This is a genomic window from Mucilaginibacter antarcticus (assembly GCF_042686155.1).
GTDB lineage: Bacteria > Bacteroidota > Bacteroidia > Sphingobacteriales > Sphingobacteriaceae > Mucilaginibacter > Mucilaginibacter antarcticus.
The window spans coordinates 45,147-62,721 of the sequence record NZ_JBHUON010000026.1; the positions used below are offsets into that span (position 1 = coordinate 45,147).

Sequence of the window (17,575 nt, forward strand, 5' to 3'; positions counted from 1 at the left end):
TTATTGACCGTTTTGATAGGACAAACAATGCAATTGTTAACTAAAACAAAAACTATGAAAAAGCTAGTAAGCGTGATGTTATTGAGTGTATTTACTCTAGGTAGTTTATATGCGGCTCCTGTTCAAGATCGAAAGGACACTACTAAAACTAAGAAAGATACCACTAAGGTAAAAAAGAATTGGCGCGACACCACCATAAAAAAGGATACTATTAAACCACGATAGTATATTAGTAAAAGGCCCCCAAAGTTTGGGGGCCTTTTCTGTTATAAATATAGTCCCCGTAATATTTATTAATACAATTCGATTAAAAATCTTAACTTTAATCTAACCTTACATGTTATACTTAACGTATAGGCAATAATACTTATAAATCTAAAGCCGTTTCTCCCCCTTTGTTTTTGACGGTACATCTTGTTGGATAAATAATCGCACCTGCGGATAGGCGCTTTATGCCTAGCCTGCCGGTTATTTTATTTGTGGTAGTTGAACTACAGTTTTTGTTTTTGATAGCTTGAAACTTAACTAACAAACCAAATAACTTAAAATTCCTACAATTATGAAGAAAACAAGTACGCTAATGCTGGCAGCATGCCTGGCCATGTTGAGCTGCAGCAAAAAGGAGGCTAACGCGCCTGAGTTTAAAACCAACCTGGGCTCTGTTCCGCAATCAAACGGGCAATCGTATGTTTACTGGGATGCATCTACGGCAACCACTGCCTGGAACGCATTTAACACCGCCTGCTACAATCCATCTACCAAACTCTACTACAGTACCACCCTTAAAAACGGCATTGCCGCCATTTGGACCAATGCCATATTTTGGGACATGGCCATGGATGTGTACGTGCGGACCCGCAAAGCCGCAGATCTTACCCGGGTAAACGATATGTATACCGGGGGTTATAACCAGTACGACCATTACAACTGGAACAACACCACGGTGTGGTTTATTTATGATGATATGATGTGGTGGGTAATGTCGCTGGCAAGGGCTTATAAGCTTACCGGCAATGCAACTTACTTGTCTACAGCCGAAGCAGGCTTTACGCGGGTATGGAACGGCTCGTACGATGCTACCGGCGGTGGCATGTATTGGGATTTTAACCATAGCGGAAAAAACTCGTGTATTAACTTCCCTACCGTTATTGGTGCCATGCGTTTGTATGAGGCTACGGGCAATAGCGCCTATTTAACAAAAGCGCAAAATATCTATACCTGGGCCAAAGCTAATTTGACAAATACCACCACGGGGCAGGTTTACGACAATAAGATAGGCAGCAATCCTCCCGGTGGCGCTGCGTATACGTATAATGCAGGTACCGCGATAGGAGCTGCATACGCGCTTTATAAACAAAGCGGTAATGTTGCCTACCTGGACGATGCCAAGCGCTATGCCGACTATGTAAAAAACAGCATGTGCAACGCCCAGGGCATTTTACCTGCCGAAGGCGACTTTAACGAGCAGGGGGTAATGAAAGCCATTTTTGCAGATTATATAATGCAGCTTATTAACGAGGGCAAGCAGTCTCAATACCTAAGCTGGATACTTACCAATGTAGACACTGGCTGGGCCAATCGTGATGCATCGCGTAATTTAACTTGGCGTAATTATGCTCTGCCTTGCCCTACCGGATATATTCAAACGTACGAGGCTTGCAGCCTGGTAGCTTTCCTTCAATTATATCCGGGTGTAACCTTTTACCAAAATACGCTCTACGGTGGCACGGTTACCGGTGTTATCCCAAAAGGAAATTATACATTCACACAATTACAAGCCTATGGCTTTGTAGACAATTGGGCATCGTCAGCAAAAGTACCGCAGGGCTGGACAGTTACCATGTACAAAGACAATAACTTCCTGGGGCAAACGTGGTCGTTGCCAAGTGGCGATACACCGCATTTCCCTAACCTTACGCCAACAGCTAATGATTTGGTGACATCAGTTAAGATTCAATAATAAATTTAACCTAAGTGAAATTTAATTAATATATGGCATGGTTTTTATCCTTAATGATGTACAAACTAAATGATACTATTATGAAAAAGATAATCACCATGGTTGCCTTGGCAGCAATCTCTTTTGGAAGCGTTTATGCGGCCCCGGTACAGGACAGGCAAGATACCACAAAGTCTAAATTGAAGATAAAAGACGGTAAAATGAAAATGAAGAAAAAGATGGGTGACACCACCAAAATAAAGATTAAAAAAGATTCAGTGTAATACTACGTCTGTTTAAAATAATAAAGGCCCGCAATTGCGGGCCTTTATTATTTACGAGTATCTATCAATACGCTTCTTTCAAATCAGCTGCAGCTGGCTCGTCCAGGAACCAGTGCACCTCCCCGGCTATAGCGTCTATTAATTGTGCCGGATATAGTTCGACGTTCTCATCAGCCTCCAGCGCGTTGTATACAGCTGGTGCTTTGCTCTCGCCATAAACCAAAAATGCTATGTTTTTAGCATCATTAATTAATGGCGCATTCAACGTGATACGATAAATATCTTTTGTTGGCAAGTAATTGGCTTTTACAGACGGGCTAACATCATGTAAAGCCTCGGTACCCGGAAATAATGATGCAGTGTGCGTATCATCGCCCAAACCTAATAATACCAGGTCAAAGCTCATTTCGTCATCATCAAAAAATTCGGCAATTTGCTCAGCATATTTTTGGGCGGCTTCATTGGGTGTTAACGAGGTATCAACCGCGAAAACATTAGCGGGTTCTATATATAAAGGCTCAAATAAAGCTTTTTTAGCCATCAGGTAATTACTTTCCGGGTCATTTTGAGGTACGTTACGCTCATCGCCAAAAAAGAAATAAACCTTTGTCCAATCAATACTATCTGCATAAGTGGTTGATGCCAGTAGCTCATACAGCTTTTTAGGCGAACTACCACCCGATAGGGCTACAGAGAACTTGCTGCGTGCAGCAATGCTTTCATTTGCAACTTTAACAAAGTATTGCGCCAATCCGTCTATGACTTCGTCGGGGCTGTTGAATATGTTTAATGTCATGTTAACCCCCTCTAAATCTCCCCCGGTAGGGGAGACTTTTTAGTGCCTTGGGGAATTCACCTTTTTTGTTATCATTAAGCCCCCACTACCCGGGAGGGTTGGGTGGGCTCTACTTCTTCTTTATACTGTTTTGCAATGGTAACGAGAACCATGTGAAACCGTCGCGGGCTATTAATGCCTCTGCGCTTTCAGGGCCCCATGAGCCCGCAGCATAATTAGGGAAGTTTAAGCTTTTCTTGTTTGTCCAGGTACTTAGTATCGGCATAATCAAATCCCACGCCGCTTCTATCTGATCGCCACGCATAAACAGTGTCTGATCGCCTAACATAGCATCAAGCAACAAAGTCTCATAAGCTTCCGGCGCTTGTGATGTGTAAGTGCCTTTGTAATCAAACACCATATCAACCGTATTTAATACCATATCCAGTCCGGGGCGTTTAGCCTGTACTTGTAAACGGATACTCATTTCCGGCTGTATGCTAATGATCAAACGGTTTTGCGTCCAGCTTTCAGCAGCTTCGGCAGGGAAGATCTTATGCGGAACGTCTTTAAACTGTATAGAGATCACAGATGATTGCTGATGCATCCTTTTACCGGTACGCAGGTAAAAGGGAACGCCTTGCCAGCGCCAGTTATCAACAAAGAATTTAATAGCTGCAAAGGTTTCTGTATTTGATTCAGGGTCAACCTTGGGCTCATCGCGGTAGCCCGGGGCTTCTTTACCTAACATCCACCCTTTGGCATATTGACCACGCACGGCAGACATACGGACATCCTCAGGAGAGAAACGACGCATAGCATTTAGTACATCTACTTTACGGTTACGCACTTCATCAGCATTGAAACTTGTTGGCGTTTCCATAGCTACAAGGCAAAGTAACTGCAATAAGTGATTTTGCAACATATCGCGCAAAGCGCCAGATCCGTCGTAGTAATCACCACGGTCTTCAACACCTAATGATTCGGTAACAGAGATCTGTACATGCTCAATATAGTTACGATTCCAAAGCGGTTCTAAGATAGAGTTAGCAAAGCGAAACGCCATGATGTTTTGTACGGTCTCTTTTCCCAAATAATGGTCAATGTGGTAGATCTGTTTCTCGTGGAAAAGACCTTCCAATAATTTGTTCAGTTCTTTAGCTGAGTCAAGATCATGACCAAATGGTTTTTCAATCACCACGCGATGACGTTCAGGATCAGTGGTTAGCTTAGCTTTAGCCAGGTTGGCGGTAATGATAGGGAAAAACGTAGGCGATACCGCCAGGTAATAAATTACGTTAGCATTGGTTTTCCACTCCGCGTTGTGCGCGTCTATACGTTTACCAAACTCCTTGTATGTTTCCGCATCCTTTGCGTCTGATACCTGGTAGAATATATTTTTTTCAAACTCAGCCCATTTCTCTTTTTCAGCTTTGCCGCTGCGCGAAAAATTATTGATGTCCTCGTTCAGGTTTTTTCTAAACTGCTCGTCAGTTAGCTGGGTACGGCCTGTGCCGATAATAGAGAACTGATTTGGCAACCACCCCTCAAGGAATAAGTTATATAACGCCGGCGCTAATTTGCGCGCGTTTAAGTCGCCCGTGCCACCGAAAATAACAAATACGGTTGGCTCTGATTTTATTGTTGACATAATTTCGCCCCCTCTAAATCCCCCCCGGTAGGGGAGACTTTTTCTTCCGGGGAGGGAAGTGTTAAAATTATCATTCTTTTAATCCCTCCCTACCGGGGAGGGTTTGGGTGGGGCTGCTTAATTTTTAGGAATCCATTGCGTATGGAATGTACCTTCTTTGCCAATTAGTTCATAAGTATGCGCGCCAAAATAGTCGCGTTGTGCCTGTATCAGGTTTGATGGCATACGGCCACTGCGGAAAGCATCAAAATAACTTAATGCAGAGGTATAGCATGGGGCAGCAATACCGGCAGCGGTAATAGCTGATACAACGGTACGTGCACCGCCAACAGCGCCTTTAACCTCGGTAGCTACACCGTTGTCTAACAACAAGTGTTCTAACTCAGGGTTACCACTAAATGCTTCATAAATGTTTTGCAGGAATAATGACCGGATGATACAGCCACCTCTCCATATTTTAGAGATCTCTGCGAGGTTTAAGCCATAGTTAAACTCAACAGATGCACGGGTCAACATGTGGATACCTTGTGCGTAACTAATGATCAGGTTAAAGTAAAATGCTTCTTCCAACGATTTAATAAACGCTGCGGTGTCAACATCTAATTTTCCTTCAACACCACCGTAAATGCCTTCGGCTTTAACACGCAGGTCTTTGTATTTAGATAAGTCGCGCATGGCAACCGATGAATCTACCGTAGGGATTGGAGCCTGAAGGTCCATAGCCACTTGTGATGTCCATTTACCGGTACCTTTTGAGCGTGCTTCGTCTTTAATATCGTCTAATAATAGATGATCTGCGCCCGGTGCTTTATAACGGAAGATATCGCGGGTAACCTCTACTAAGAAAGATTTTAAACGGCCTTCGTTCCACTCTGTAAATATCTTTTCTATGGCAGCGTTATCAAGGCCTAAACCTTTTTTCATGATCTCGTAGGTCTCTGCCAATAGTTGCATCACACCATACTCAATACCGTTGTGTACCATTTTAACAAAGTTACCGGCAGATCCGGTACCGCAATATGCTACACAAGGCTCGCCATCAACTTTAGCTGCAATAGCTTCAAATATCGGTTTCACTACGTTATAAGCATCCTTATCGCCACCCGGCATCATGCTTGGGCCACGGCGCGCGCCTTCTTCGCCACCAGACACACCCATCCCGAAGAAATGGATGCCCTTGCCGTTCAGATAATCAAAACGGCGGTTTGTATCAGTATAAAATGTGTTACCACCATCAATAATAAGGTCGCCCTTATCAATCAGCGGCAAAAGTTCTTCAATAACATCATCAACAATTTTACCGGCAGGCACCAACATCATAATAGCACGCGGCGTGTTCAGGCTGGCTACAAATTCCTTTATATCGCTAAATCCTTTAAGGTTTCCGTTTGTGCTTTCTTGCTCTAACGACTGGCCTTTACTTGCGTCCTTATCAAATCCGGCACCTTTTACGCCATGGTCGCCCATGTTTAATAAAAGGCTGCGGCCCATTACGCCCAGGCCTATCATGCCGAAATCATATTTGGTTGGTGTGCTCATATTAATTCTTGTGGTTTTCGTCTTTTAATTGTTGTAATATTTTTTTGGTCGATGCCAGATCGGTGTGCAAGAAGGCTTTAATGCCTAACTTTTGCGCCGCGTTTACAAACATTATCCTGTCGTCAAAATAAACACATTGGTTGGGTTGCACTTGTGCTATACCCATGGCCAATTGCCATATGCCCGGATCAGGCTTGCGCATCTTAACCTCGCATGATGATACAAAAGCATCAAAAAAATCATGCAGTTTAAATTTCTTTACGCGGTAGTCATTTAGCTCCTTACCCTCGTTATTGATGGAAATGATACGAAAACCGCAATCTTTTTTCCATTCCTTTAACCAGGCTAATGAAGGCAATTCGACCGACTGCCGGTAAACAAATTCCTTAAAATCCTCTCTCGTAAACTCGCGCGGATGGTTAAAAATAACTGTATCCAGATATTCATCCAGATCAATGCTGCCAATTTCATATACGTTAAATATAAAACTGTGCAGGGCGTTTACCTCGTCATAATCAAGCCCGAATTTCTCCGAGGCTTCTTTACGAGATTCGTGCCCCCAGCCATTGCTCAGCAATACGCCGCCAATGTCAAAAAAGAGAATTTTAAGGTTGTTAGCTTCCATTAAGGATTATTTGCCTTTGTTTTCTTCAATTGCCTTTAACAATTTTTCAAACGGTGCGTTGAATTTTTCAATGCCCTCGTCTTCTAATTTTTGCGTTAATACAGCCAGGTCAATACCTGCGGCTGCAACTTTATCTAATAACTCAGTTGCTTTGTCAAGGTCTTGCTCTAAAGTATTGGCGGCAACACCGTGGTCGCGGAATGCTTCGATAGTCTCCAATGGAACAGTATCAACGGTGTCTGCACCGATCAAAGCTTCAACATATTTAGTGTCTTTAAACGCAGGGTTTTTGCTGCTTGTGCTTGCCCAAAGTAAACGTTGTGGTTTAGCGCCTTTAGCGGCCAATTTTTCCCAACGTTCGCCGCTGAATACGCGTTTGTAAATTTCGTAAGCTTTTTTAGCCGACGCTATAGCAACTTCGCCTTTGTATTCGCCTAAGCCTTTCTCGTCCAATAACGGATCAACCAAAACGTCTATACGGCTCAGGAAGAAACTGGCTACAGATGAAATGTGCGCAATTTCATGACCTGCTGCTAAGTGATCCTCTAAACCTGCGATATATGCCAAAGCAACTTCCTCGTAACGAGGCAGGCCGAATAATAAGGTAACGTTGATGTTGATACCTTGAGCGATAGATTTGCGGATAGCATCTAAGCCTGGTTGCGTACCCGGTATTTTGATCATTACGTTCTCGCGGTCAACTTGTTTCCAAAGTAGTTTAGCTTGTTCAAAAGTTTCATCGCCTTTTAAAGCTAAAAACGGCGATACTTCTAAACTTACATAACCGTCAGCGCCTTTTACTTCGCCTTCGTTATAAAGTTCTTTAAACAAATCACAAGCATCCTGGATATCTTTAATAGCTAAACCAAAAAATACTTCTTCGGTAGTTCTGGTACCGTCAGACAAAGCCTGAATATCTGCATCGTACATATCGCTGCTGCTGATCGCTTTTTCAAAAATTGCCGGATTTGAAGTTACGCCTCTGATACCGTCATCGTCAATAAGCGCTTTTAATTTACCGTTGCCAATAAACGCACGATCGATAAAATCTAACCAGATGCTTTGACCAAAGCTGTGTATTTGTTTTACTTTATTAGTTTCCATTGTATTATGTTTAATATCTATTTTTAATTTTATGTGTTTGTCTTTTAGGCGACAATAAGCATACCACCTATTGGGTGCATTGTCATGCTACGTTCCTATTAGGCGTCGTTAGCCGCCACTAATACTTCAATGCTGTAATTTATAAACAGGCCGCTTTCTATTACGCCGGTTATGGCTTTTATTTTGTGCTCCATGTCTTTGTCAATACTGTCAAAATGTACGTCCAACAGCAGATTGTTATTCTCGGTTATTACCGGTCCGTCTTTACCGCCGGCCAGTCTTAACACAATGTCTTTAGCGCCTAATGCTTTAAGCGCTTCCTCCACATGCAGTACTGCTTGCGGGAAAACTTCTACCGGTACCGGGAACTTGCTGCCCAGCTTGTCAACCAGTTTGCTGTCATCAACAATAATGTAGTTTAAAGGGCTGCTGCTAATTAGCAGTTTCTCTTTAAACAGTGCCCCGCCACGGCCTTTAATCAGGCTTTTATCGGGGTCGACCTCATCGGCGCCGTCAAAGCACCAGTTTGGCTTATGCTCATACAAGCTGGTTAAAGGTATGCCCAGCTTACTGCAAGCCATTGAAATTTCGATAGAGGTAGGGATAGCCAGTATATTCAGCCCTTCGGCTTTTATACGTTCTGCAATAGCGAAAAGGGTTAGATAAACGGTACTACCCGATCCAACCCCTATCACATCACCTTCCTTTATTTTACTGACGATCTGATCTGCCACCCGTTGTTTGCCCGCTCTATTACTAATAGTGCCCGCCCAACTAAGGTTTTTGATGATGTCGCTATTCCAATCCATTAATAGCCGAATTTTTTTTGATGGGCCAATAACTTTATCAGATCGGTTTGACTCATGTTACCTTTTGCCGGATAGATAAAATTTGCCAGCTTCCAATCCTTTCCTACTTTTACAGCCACCACTACAAGAAATGTTTCGGCGGCAAGTATTTCTTTTTCAGATTTTCCTTTCGGAAGATCGTGTAGATTAATTCGAAATGTGTTGCCAACCTGTTTTACGTTTCCGGTTTGAAAACCAGATCTTGTATCTTGAGCAGCGGCAATAGGATCAAAATCTAACCCAGTTTCGCCAGACTTAAGTGGTTTATGAAAATAATCAGAAATTGCTTGACGAAGCGGTTTATCAAAATAATTTCCACGTTCTTTTATCGCGAAAGCAAATGGTGACAGATGGTGCTTGCGAGTAAAATCGTCGTCGGCTTGCAAAACATTATACCAATCATAAAAATGCTGAACAAACGTTTTGACGCTTGCCTTATCGTTAGCTGGCGCTTGCGCTTTCAAATCCGAAAACGAAACCATACAAAGTATGATCACAATAAAGATCGAAAAGCGTCTGTTCTTCATCATTGTCTTAGATATTAGATGTGAGATAAAAACCGAAGGCTCCTATCTCACATCTTAATACTTAAATCTATTTCAACAACGCTTTCGCTTTGTTAACTACGTTATCAACCGTAAAGCCGAAGTACTTGTAAAGCTCTTCTGCAGGTGCCGATTCGCCAAACGTCTCCATAGCCAATATGTCACCTTCGTCGGTAACATACTTATGCCAGCCTAGTGGCGATGCCATTTCAACAGCTAAACGTTTTTTAACGGTTTTAGGGAATACTTTCTCTTTGTACGCAGCGTCTTGTTTCTCAAATAACTCCCATGATGGCATACTTACCACACGTACTTTAATACCTTCTTCAACCAATTTAGCCTGAGCGTCCATGATCAAAGCAACTTCAGAACCTGTTGCCATTAAGATAACATCAGGTGTGCCTTCAGCGTCAGACAGGATGTAAGCACCTTGCTCTAACTGGCTTGCTTTACCATATTTATCCTGATCAAGGATAGGTAAGCCCTGACGGGTAAACACCAATACCGTTGGCCCGTCTTTTTTCTCGATAGCTACGCGCCATGCATGTGCAGTTTCGTTGGCATCAGCCGGGCGAATAACTGTAATGTTAGGGATAGAACGTAAAGAGATCAATTGCTCAATAGGCTGGTGGGTTGTACCATCCTCGCCTAAACCAATACTATCGTGGGTGTAAACAAAAATCGGGCTTATCTTCATAATGGCAGCCAAACGGATTGGCGGGCGCATATACTCAGAGAACATCAGGAAGGTTGCACCAAAAGGCTTGATACCTTTAGTTAATGACATCCCTACTAAGGCAGAACCCATTGCATGCTCGCGGATACCGAAGTGGAAGTTGCGTCCGTTACGATTCTCAGATGTAAATGAGTCTGATTTTTTCAGGGTTGTTTCTGTCGATGGCGCCAAATCCGCAGCACCACCAATTAGGTGAGGGAAGCTGTCAGCAATAGCATTCAATACCTTGCCTGAGGCCTGGCGGGTAGCCATTTTAGGGTCAGAACCTTTAAATACAGGTAAGGTATCTAACCAGCCTTTAGGCAATTCGTCTTTAGCAGCCGCTTCGTATGATGCAGCAAGCTCAGGGAATTCTGCTTTATATTTTGCAAATAGTTCGTTCCACTTTTCTTCGGTTTTTATGCCGCGTGCACCAATCTCTTTGTAGTAAGTTGCAACTTCGGCAGGTACGTTGAATGATTTTTCAGGATCAAAGCCAAAGAATTCTTTAACCAATTTGATCTCGTCGCCACCAAGTGGAGAACCATGTGATCCAGCTGTACCAGATTTGTTAGGGCTACCATAAGCGATCAATGAACGAACACGAATCATTGATGGCTTTTGAGTCTCTGCCTTAGCGTTGACAATCGCTTGCTGTAAAGCAGGCACATCGTTAGCGTCAGCTACAGACTGTACGTGCCAGCCGTATGAACGGAAACGAGCGTCAACATCTTCGTTGAAAGCAATATCAGTGCTACCTTCGATAGAAATCTTGTTGTCATCATACAAATAAATAAGGTTACCCAACTCTAAGTGACCTGCCAATGAAGCAGCCTCAGAAGTAACACCTTCCATCATATCACCATCGCTGCAAATTGCATAAATGTTGTAATCAAAAAGGTTAAAACCTGGTTTGTTGTAGTAACCGGCTAAGTGTTTTTGAGCGATAGCAAAACCAACGCCATTTGCAAAACCCTGACCTAAAGGGCCAGTAGTAACGTCAACACCCGGCGCCAAACCGTACTCAGGGTGGCCTGCGGTCTTGCTGTGTAATTGACGGAAGTTTTTAATATCATCTAAAGAAAGATCATAACCCAACAAGTGCAGAAAGCTATATTGTAAGATACAAGCGTGACCGGCTGAAAGGATAAATCTATCGCGGTTTGCCCAATCAGGGTTATTAGGATTAAAGTTCATAAATTCTTTCCAAAGTACGTGCCCCAGTGGCGCAAGCGCCATAGCAGTACCCGGGTGGCCCGAGTTGGCTTTTTGCACAGCGTCTGCCGACAAAATCCTTACCGTATCAATGGCTAATTTCTCGATGTTTTGACTTTCCATTTCCTCTTTTTTATAATGATCTATTGTGATTACTTAATTGTTGATGATGGTACTACTTTAGTAGCGGTCAACTCGTCAGACCAGAGCCTGACGCCGCCTTTTATACCATCCTGATTGGTTACTAATTTTATGTTTTTGTCAAGCTTGAAGGTAAGCTCGCGGGAATTGCCTCCACCTATATATAGATAGTCGTAATTAAAAAGGGTTTGCATGTTGTTTAAAACCTTTTTCATACGGGTGTTCCATTTGCGTTTGCCTTCTTTCTCAAAGGCGGCTTCGCCAATAAATTTATCGTAGCTTTTAGTTTTGGTTGCAGGGCTTTGGCCCACTTCTAAATGCGGCAGCAGTTTACCGTTTAATAATAAGGCAGTACCGAAACCTGTGCCTAAGGTTAGCACCAACTCCAGGCCTTTACCGGCGACCACACCAAGGCCTGCCATATCCGCATCATTTACTACGCGGGTATCGAAACCCAGTACTTCTTCCAGCTTTTTACCAAGGTCAAAATTAACCCAGGCGGCATTGTCTAAATTAGGAGCTGTTTTAACAATGCTATCGCGCACATATCCCGGGAAACCAACTGATATTTTATTGAAGCCGGAAAACTGGGAAGACAATTTTTTAATGGCAATTACAACATTGGCCGGATCAGCCGGTTGCGGAGTTTCAACTTTTTTGTACTCCATTAAAAGGGCACCTTTATCATCTAAAACCGTCGCCTTAATATTTGAGCCGCCGATATCAATAGATAGAACCCTAAGTTGTGCTGTGTTGCTCATAAACTGTATGGACGGCAAAAGTAACATGTATTTTGTATATATAACAATCTTTTGCTCAATATATAAGGCAAAAATGCATCAAATTCTCAGAAAGTGTACATTTAACACGATTTTTAATATAAAATATACCATTTCGCTCTAAAAACTGTTAATAATCTATATCCAAATTAATATAAAGTGAGCAATACGTTAAAAACAAGCTTGCCTGTATGGCTTTTTTGATTTTTAATATTAAACCATTACACCTTTATATAAGTCTTAAAAAGCCGCAAGTTTTTCACCAAACATTATATATTAAAAATGTTACGCTTTTTAAGCGCTTTTTGTTAATTATTTATTTTAAAATTTATAATTTCAACTTTTGAATATCATGCGGATACATGTGTATGTTATACACTACTGCTTATATAGACTTGTATATTAAGTATTTTAATTATATAAAACTTTCAAAACCAAATTAAAACTAATAAGATGAAAGAGAATGAAGAAAAGGCAGCAGGCGCTTCACGCAGAGATTTCGTGAAGACCAGTGCTCTTGCTGCTGCGGGCTTTACCATAGTGCCTCGTTTTGTGCTGGGTAAAGGTTACAGAGCGCCAAGTGATACTTTGTATTACGCCAGTGTGGGTTTAGGCGGTAAAGGGGCAAGCGATAACTCGGCTTTTGTAAAAAGCGGTAAAGCTAAACCTGCTTTCTTGTGCGACGTTGATCAGGACTATGCAGCTAAGATCTACAATCAGTATCCGGATGCAAAAAAATATACCGATTGGAGAGAGATGTTTGACAAGGAGCACAAAAAGTTTGATGCTGTGCATTGCGCTACTCCGGATCATACTCACGCGGTAGTTGCTACAGCAGCAATGGCGTTGAAAAAACACATTTACGTACAAAAACCAATGGCTCACGACGTGTACGAAGCACGTATGATGGCAAACATGGGTAACAAATACAAAGTAATTACCCAAATGGGTAACCAGGGTTCATCTGGTGACGGCGTACGTCAGTTACAAGAGTGGTTTGATGCCGGTGTAATTGGTGACGTTACCGAAGTTTATTGCTGGACAAACCGTCCGGTATGGCCACAAGGTTCATACGGTGCTAACACGCCTAACGGTTTAAAATGGCCTCAAGCATCAACAACCCCGCCAAGCACCCTTAACTGGGATTTATGGCAAGGTACTGCTAAAGAGCGTCCGTTCCCTATTGGTCAAGACCAACCGGGTGGTGTTAAAATATTACCATTTAACTGGAGAGGCTGGTGGGATTATGGAACCGGTGTATTAGGTGACATGGGTGCGCATATTTTGCATGCACCAATGAAAGTATTAGGTTTACAGTATGTATCATCAGTACAAACCAGCATCAGCGGTGGTGGTTCTTTAGACGTAGGTCCTGCATCTAACTATACGATCATGACTTTCCCTAAAACTGCTAAAACCAGCGGCCCGGTACGTGTACACTGGATGGATGGTGGCATGATTCCTCCACGTCCGGTTGAGCTTGACCCGTCTGAACAATGGGGTAGCGGTGACGGTGGTATGCTGTTTATTGGTACTAAAGGTAAAATGCACGCTGGTTGCTATGCATCGAGAGCGCGCTTACTGCCTGTTTCAAGAATGGACGATGTTAACGTACCTGAAAAAATTGCACGTGTTAAAGACGGCGAAGGCGGTCACTATGCACAGTGGGTTGAAGCTTGCTTGGCAGGTTACGGCAACATGAAAACCAGTTCACCGTTTGAAGAAGCTGCATTATTAACCGAAGCCATGCTAATGTGTAACTTAGCTATCAGAGGTGTTAATGTACCTAAGGCAGCTGACGTTGGTTCAACTTCAGACGCCGCCGGCGGTCGTCGTCGTGGTGGTGGCGGTTTCCCTGCACGTTACGTCAACTTAGAGTATGATGCGCCTAACATGAAGGTTACCAACGTACCAGAGGTTAACCAGTTTGTTAAACGCGAGTACAGACCGGGTTGGAAATTGAGCGGTATTTAACCATCGCTTAATCATAAATATAAAGGAGGCGCCGAAAAGGTTGCCTCCTTTTTTATTGCCTGAAAAAGGCAGAATTACCAGTATTACCCCATAGTTTAACGGGTAAATTATGGGTACAATAACAGTAAAACGCAAATAATTATCAGTAAAAAACGTTTATTAGTAAATTGCAGAACTGCCGAAGCATTCAGGCGTGTTATAACTACTATGCGGACTATCTTACTCTTACTACTATCTATGATCACCCTGCGTACTATTGCCCAGCCTGGTACCGGTACGCCCACCCGTAATGACCATATCTTTCCGTCGGCCAACGAGGCAAAGCCCTTCATTAATTTTGATGCACGGGGGTTTCTGATCAATGGCAAACGCACTTTCATAACGTCAGGTAGTATGGAGTATGCGCGGGTGCCGCGGGCGCTTTGGCGAGACAGGTTGCTGCGCCTAAAACGCGCCGGCTTTAACACCATTGAGATGTATACTTTCTGGAACTTCCACGAAGCCAAAGAAGGACAATTTGATTTTACAGGCGACCATGACCTTAACGCATACCTGCAACTGATAAAAAGCATGGGTATGTATGCCATTGTACGCGTTGGGCCGTACGTGTGCGGCGAGTGGAACCTGGGGGGCTACCCTATTTGGCTAAAGGTTAAACAGGGAATCCGCGTACGCGAAGATAACCCCGCGTTTTTGGCGGCGGTCGATCGCTTTTTTGATAAGCTGATGCCTATTGTATCGCAAAACCAGATCAATAAAGGCGGATCAGTTATTATGGTGCAGTTAGAGAACGAGCATCGCGCAGGTTGGGGTACCGTGGTAAATAACGAATACTTTAAACATCTGCAGCAAAAAACTTTATCACTGGGGATGCAGGTGCCCTACTTTTTTAGCGGCCTGCACTCGGGCAATGATCCTGCCGGCGAATTTGCCAGCCTTGACGACCCCGAACGGCCCAACCCCTGGTTTGCCCCCGAGTATTGGGGGGTATGGTTCTTGAATTATGGCCCGCAGGATCTGGACTCAACTTTATACGACCGCCGCACCTGGAAAATGCTGGCCCATGGCAGCAATGGCTACAATTTATATATGGCACATGGCGGCAGCAATTTTAATTATGACAACGACAAAGACAACGCCGCCTCGTACGATTATGGTGCCATGGTGGGCCAAACCGGCGATTTGCGCCCCTTGTACTATTCTATTAAACGGGCTAATTGGTTTGCCCGGAGTTTTGAGAGCATCCTTGCTAATAGTTTAGACGTTCAGGAAAATAAACTTATCGTATCAGACACCAATATAAAAGTGTTTCTGCGCAAAGGCCCGGCGGGCAGTGTTGCTTTTTTGGATAACCAGGACTCGGTAGCTTTAAAGTTTAAGTTAGATGCGCCAAATAATTTAGGTATTTCGTCAACAGCGCAGGTTAAACTACAGCCCGGCGAGATTATGCCTGTAGTACATAGTTATCAAATAAACAAAGCGATACAACTTGCCTGGGCGCCTATCCGCATTTATAGTATCACTCCGCAAGGAAATACGACCACCATATTATTGAGCGCCGAAGCAGGTACAACCGCAAAGCTGTACTTTTTTGTACAAGGCATGGCATCAACCAGCCAGAAACAAAACTTCATGATACCGCGTGGCTCGGGTTTGGTAACTTTCAGTGCCGATGTTTTGGCTGATAAACCTGGAGAATATAGTTTTACCCTGGGCGGGCGACGTATAAGGATAATTGTGGCTACCGATAAACTGGCGTCGCGCAGTTGGGTTGCCGACGCAGGCGGGCAAACACACTTGATTATCGGCCCGGATTACGCGGCTGACTTAACCGCCAAAAGCGGCAAATTTAGTTTAACCACAGAACGCCCATGGGCTGGCGGCAGTAACCGCCCTACCTGGATATTTAAGCCAACGGGGGCGACCATAAAAATCAACCCAAAGCCCTACTCAAGCAAACATCCGCAACAACTAAAGTTAGGCGCGTGGCAACTTAAAGACGCGGCAGCACCCGCTTCGGTAGGTTATGACGAGAGCAAATGGCTACAAACTAAAGACCCTGTACAAATGGGTACCGATGGCGATATTACCGCTTATGCCTGGTATCGTACAACAGTAAAGGTAAATGAGGGCGGAGCTTATATACTCAGGTTTAAAAAAGCCCCGGAGCGTGGCGCCTTGTTTTTTGATGGCAAACGGGTAGATACCGCTGCCTTTTTTCAAAACGAAAATACCATTAGCCTTAAAGCAGGAGTACCACATACCCTGGCCGTATTTACATCGCACATTGGCCGCAATAAACTGATATTTAAAGTAGGTGTTATTGATACTTTGGATATGAAAGGCCTGGCCGGGCCAGTCGTTTTACAAAAAGATAGTAACAGCGCGCCGATACCGGTAACTAACTGGAAGATGCAGGGCGGCCCCTGCGATAACGGAGGAGATGGATGCGTGATTCCGTTAAGCACTGTTACTAACAGTTGGCAGCCCATGCCGGCTAAAATTTTAGCTACACCACATTTTTATCGCAATACATTAAACCTTCCGGCGTTTAATAGCTCTAATCCCCAATGGCGCCTCAATACAACAAGCCTGGGCAGCGGCTCGGTTTGGGTTAACGGGCATAATTTAGGGCGATATCCCGAAAAGATTAGGATAAATGGGATGTATATCCCCCAAGGTTGGCTGAAGAAGGGTAAAAACTTAATAGTTATTTTTGAAGAAAGCGGCATTTTGCCCAATAAAGTAACAATTGAAGCCGAAGAAGCAGCCGGAAGGGACACACAAGCTGTACAGTTTTAACACGAAAGTGTTACATAGCTGTACATTAAGTCTTAAATTTTTTAATAATTTTGTAAACGATTAAATTAAATAAAAACTAACTAAAAAACATGAAAAAGGTATTATTATCATTACTATTAGTACTAACAGTAGTTACAATTGCATTAGCAGCTTCGGCAGATGGCGTTTGGAAAGGCCTTGTTGAGGGTACTTACAACATATCATTGAATCTGAAAACAGAAGGCACTAAATTAACCGGCGACTTTGCGTTGGTTGACAATAACCCAAAATCAGAAAATCCTGACGAAGCTGGTTATACTCCGTTTGTATCTGCTCAAATGGGTAAAAACAAAATTACTGACGGTACTGTAAACGGCGACAACATCCAGTTTACTACTACTTTTAATGGCAAACCGGTTGTTTACAAAGGCACTATTGCCGAAGGTAAATTGGTATTAACTACCACTTTTGGTACAACCCCGGTAAAAATCACTTTAAAACAAGCTCCTGCTGCTAAATAATTAGCTGCTGCTTAACAAACAAAAAGGCCCTTCAGGATATCCGAGGACACTGAAAAAGTAATTCAATAAAACGTATTACGAGAAGCGATCAAGAGAAAAGGTAACTTTTACTTGGTCGTTTTTTTGTTCAGATTTATTT

At 43.2% G+C, this 17,575-nt stretch carries 15 protein-coding genes; 6 read left to right on the plus strand and 9 right to left on the minus strand.

The window, feature by feature from the left end:
- The first annotated feature begins 54 nt into the window (after nt 1-54).
- The 3 genes from ACFSYC_RS17255 to ACFSYC_RS17265 all read left to right on the plus strand — a co-directional run bounded on the left by ACFSYC_RS17255 (nt 55) and on the right by ACFSYC_RS17265 (nt 2,223).
- Nucleotides 55-225 (plus strand): hypothetical protein, encoded by a 171-nt coding sequence (locus ACFSYC_RS17255; RefSeq protein ID WP_377130092.1) that lies wholly within the window; start codon nt 55-57, stop codon nt 223-225.
- Nucleotides 226-559: 334 nt separating this feature from the next.
- Nucleotides 560-1,960 carry a glycoside hydrolase family 76 protein gene (locus tag ACFSYC_RS17260; protein ID WP_377130093.1) on the plus strand — a complete coding sequence of 467 codons (1,401 nt, stop codon included), beginning with the start codon at nt 560-562 and terminating at the stop codon, nt 1,958-1,960.
- Between the two features lie 80 nt (nt 1,961-2,040).
- A complete protein-coding gene (locus ACFSYC_RS17265; protein ID WP_377130094.1) occupies nt 2,041-2,223 on the plus strand; it encodes a hypothetical protein in 183 nt (60 codons plus the stop codon).
- 64 nt (nt 2,224-2,287) lie between these two features.
- Here the strand turns inward: ACFSYC_RS17265 and pgl are convergent, their stop codons facing one another.
- The 9 genes from pgl to ACFSYC_RS17310 all read right to left on the minus strand — a co-directional run bounded on the left by pgl (nt 2,288) and on the right by ACFSYC_RS17310 (nt 12,169).
- Nucleotides 2,288-3,019: a 6-phosphogluconolactonase gene (pgl, locus tag ACFSYC_RS17270; RefSeq protein ID WP_377130095.1), complete on the minus strand. Its 732-nt coding sequence runs from the start codon at nt 3,017-3,019 to the stop codon at nt 2,288-2,290.
- Between the two features lie 109 nt (nt 3,020-3,128).
- The gene (zwf, locus tag ACFSYC_RS17275) at nt 3,129-4,649 is read right to left on the minus strand and encodes a glucose-6-phosphate dehydrogenase (protein ID WP_377130096.1); all 1,521 of its coding nucleotides are present in this window, start codon (nt 4,647-4,649) and stop codon (nt 3,129-3,131) included.
- A gap of 117 nt (nt 4,650-4,766) precedes the next feature.
- Nucleotides 4,767-6,188 carry an NADP-dependent phosphogluconate dehydrogenase gene (gene gndA / locus ACFSYC_RS17280; protein WP_377130097.1) on the minus strand — a complete coding sequence of 474 codons (1,422 nt, stop codon included), beginning with the start codon at nt 6,186-6,188 and terminating at the stop codon, nt 4,767-4,769.
- 1 nt (nt 6,189) lies between these two features.
- Nucleotides 6,190-6,813, minus strand: coding sequence for an HAD family hydrolase (locus tag ACFSYC_RS17285; RefSeq protein ID WP_377130098.1), 624 nt, complete (start codon nt 6,811-6,813; stop codon nt 6,190-6,192).
- 6 nt (nt 6,814-6,819) lie between these two features.
- Nucleotides 6,820-7,917 carry a transaldolase gene (gene tal / locus ACFSYC_RS17290; RefSeq protein WP_377130099.1) on the minus strand — a complete coding sequence of 366 codons (1,098 nt, stop codon included), beginning with the start codon at nt 7,915-7,917 and terminating at the stop codon, nt 6,820-6,822.
- A 98-nt stretch (nt 7,918-8,015) separates the two neighbouring features.
- Entirely contained in the window at nt 8,016-8,726 is a 711-nt protein-coding gene (rpiA, locus tag ACFSYC_RS17295) for a ribose 5-phosphate isomerase A (protein ID WP_377130100.1), read from the minus strand.
- Complete coding sequence (locus ACFSYC_RS17300) at nt 8,726-9,295, minus strand: hypothetical protein (RefSeq protein ID WP_377130101.1); 570 nt, start codon at nt 9,293-9,295, stop codon at nt 8,726-8,728. Before ACFSYC_RS17300 ends, rpiA begins: the two co-directional genes overlap by 1 nt.
- A 64-nt stretch (nt 9,296-9,359) precedes the next feature.
- The gene (gene tkt, locus ACFSYC_RS17305) at nt 9,360-11,363 is read right to left on the minus strand and encodes a transketolase (RefSeq protein WP_377130102.1); all 2,004 of its coding nucleotides are present in this window, start codon (nt 11,361-11,363) and stop codon (nt 9,360-9,362) included.
- Nucleotides 11,364-11,392: 29 nt separating this feature from the next.
- Entirely contained in the window at nt 11,393-12,169 is a 777-nt protein-coding gene (locus tag ACFSYC_RS17310; protein WP_377130103.1) for an ROK family protein, read from the minus strand.
- Nucleotides 12,170-12,613: 444 nt separating this feature from the next.
- Between ACFSYC_RS17310 and ACFSYC_RS17315 the strand changes: the two genes are divergently transcribed.
- The 3 genes from ACFSYC_RS17315 to ACFSYC_RS17325 all read left to right on the plus strand — a co-directional run bounded on the left by ACFSYC_RS17315 (nt 12,614) and on the right by ACFSYC_RS17325 (nt 17,436).
- Complete coding sequence (locus ACFSYC_RS17315) at nt 12,614-14,134, plus strand: Gfo/Idh/MocA family protein (RefSeq protein WP_377130104.1); 1,521 nt, start codon at nt 12,614-12,616, stop codon at nt 14,132-14,134.
- A gap of 207 nt (nt 14,135-14,341) precedes the next feature.
- A complete protein-coding gene (locus ACFSYC_RS17320) occupies nt 14,342-16,936 on the plus strand; it encodes a beta-galactosidase (RefSeq protein ID WP_377130105.1) in 2,595 nt (864 codons plus the stop codon).
- 89 nt (nt 16,937-17,025) lie between these two features.
- Nucleotides 17,026-17,436 carry a hypothetical protein gene (locus ACFSYC_RS17325; RefSeq protein ID WP_377130106.1) on the plus strand — a complete coding sequence of 137 codons (411 nt, stop codon included), beginning with the start codon at nt 17,026-17,028 and terminating at the stop codon, nt 17,434-17,436.
- The last annotated feature ends 139 nt before the right edge of the window (nt 17,437-17,575 follow it).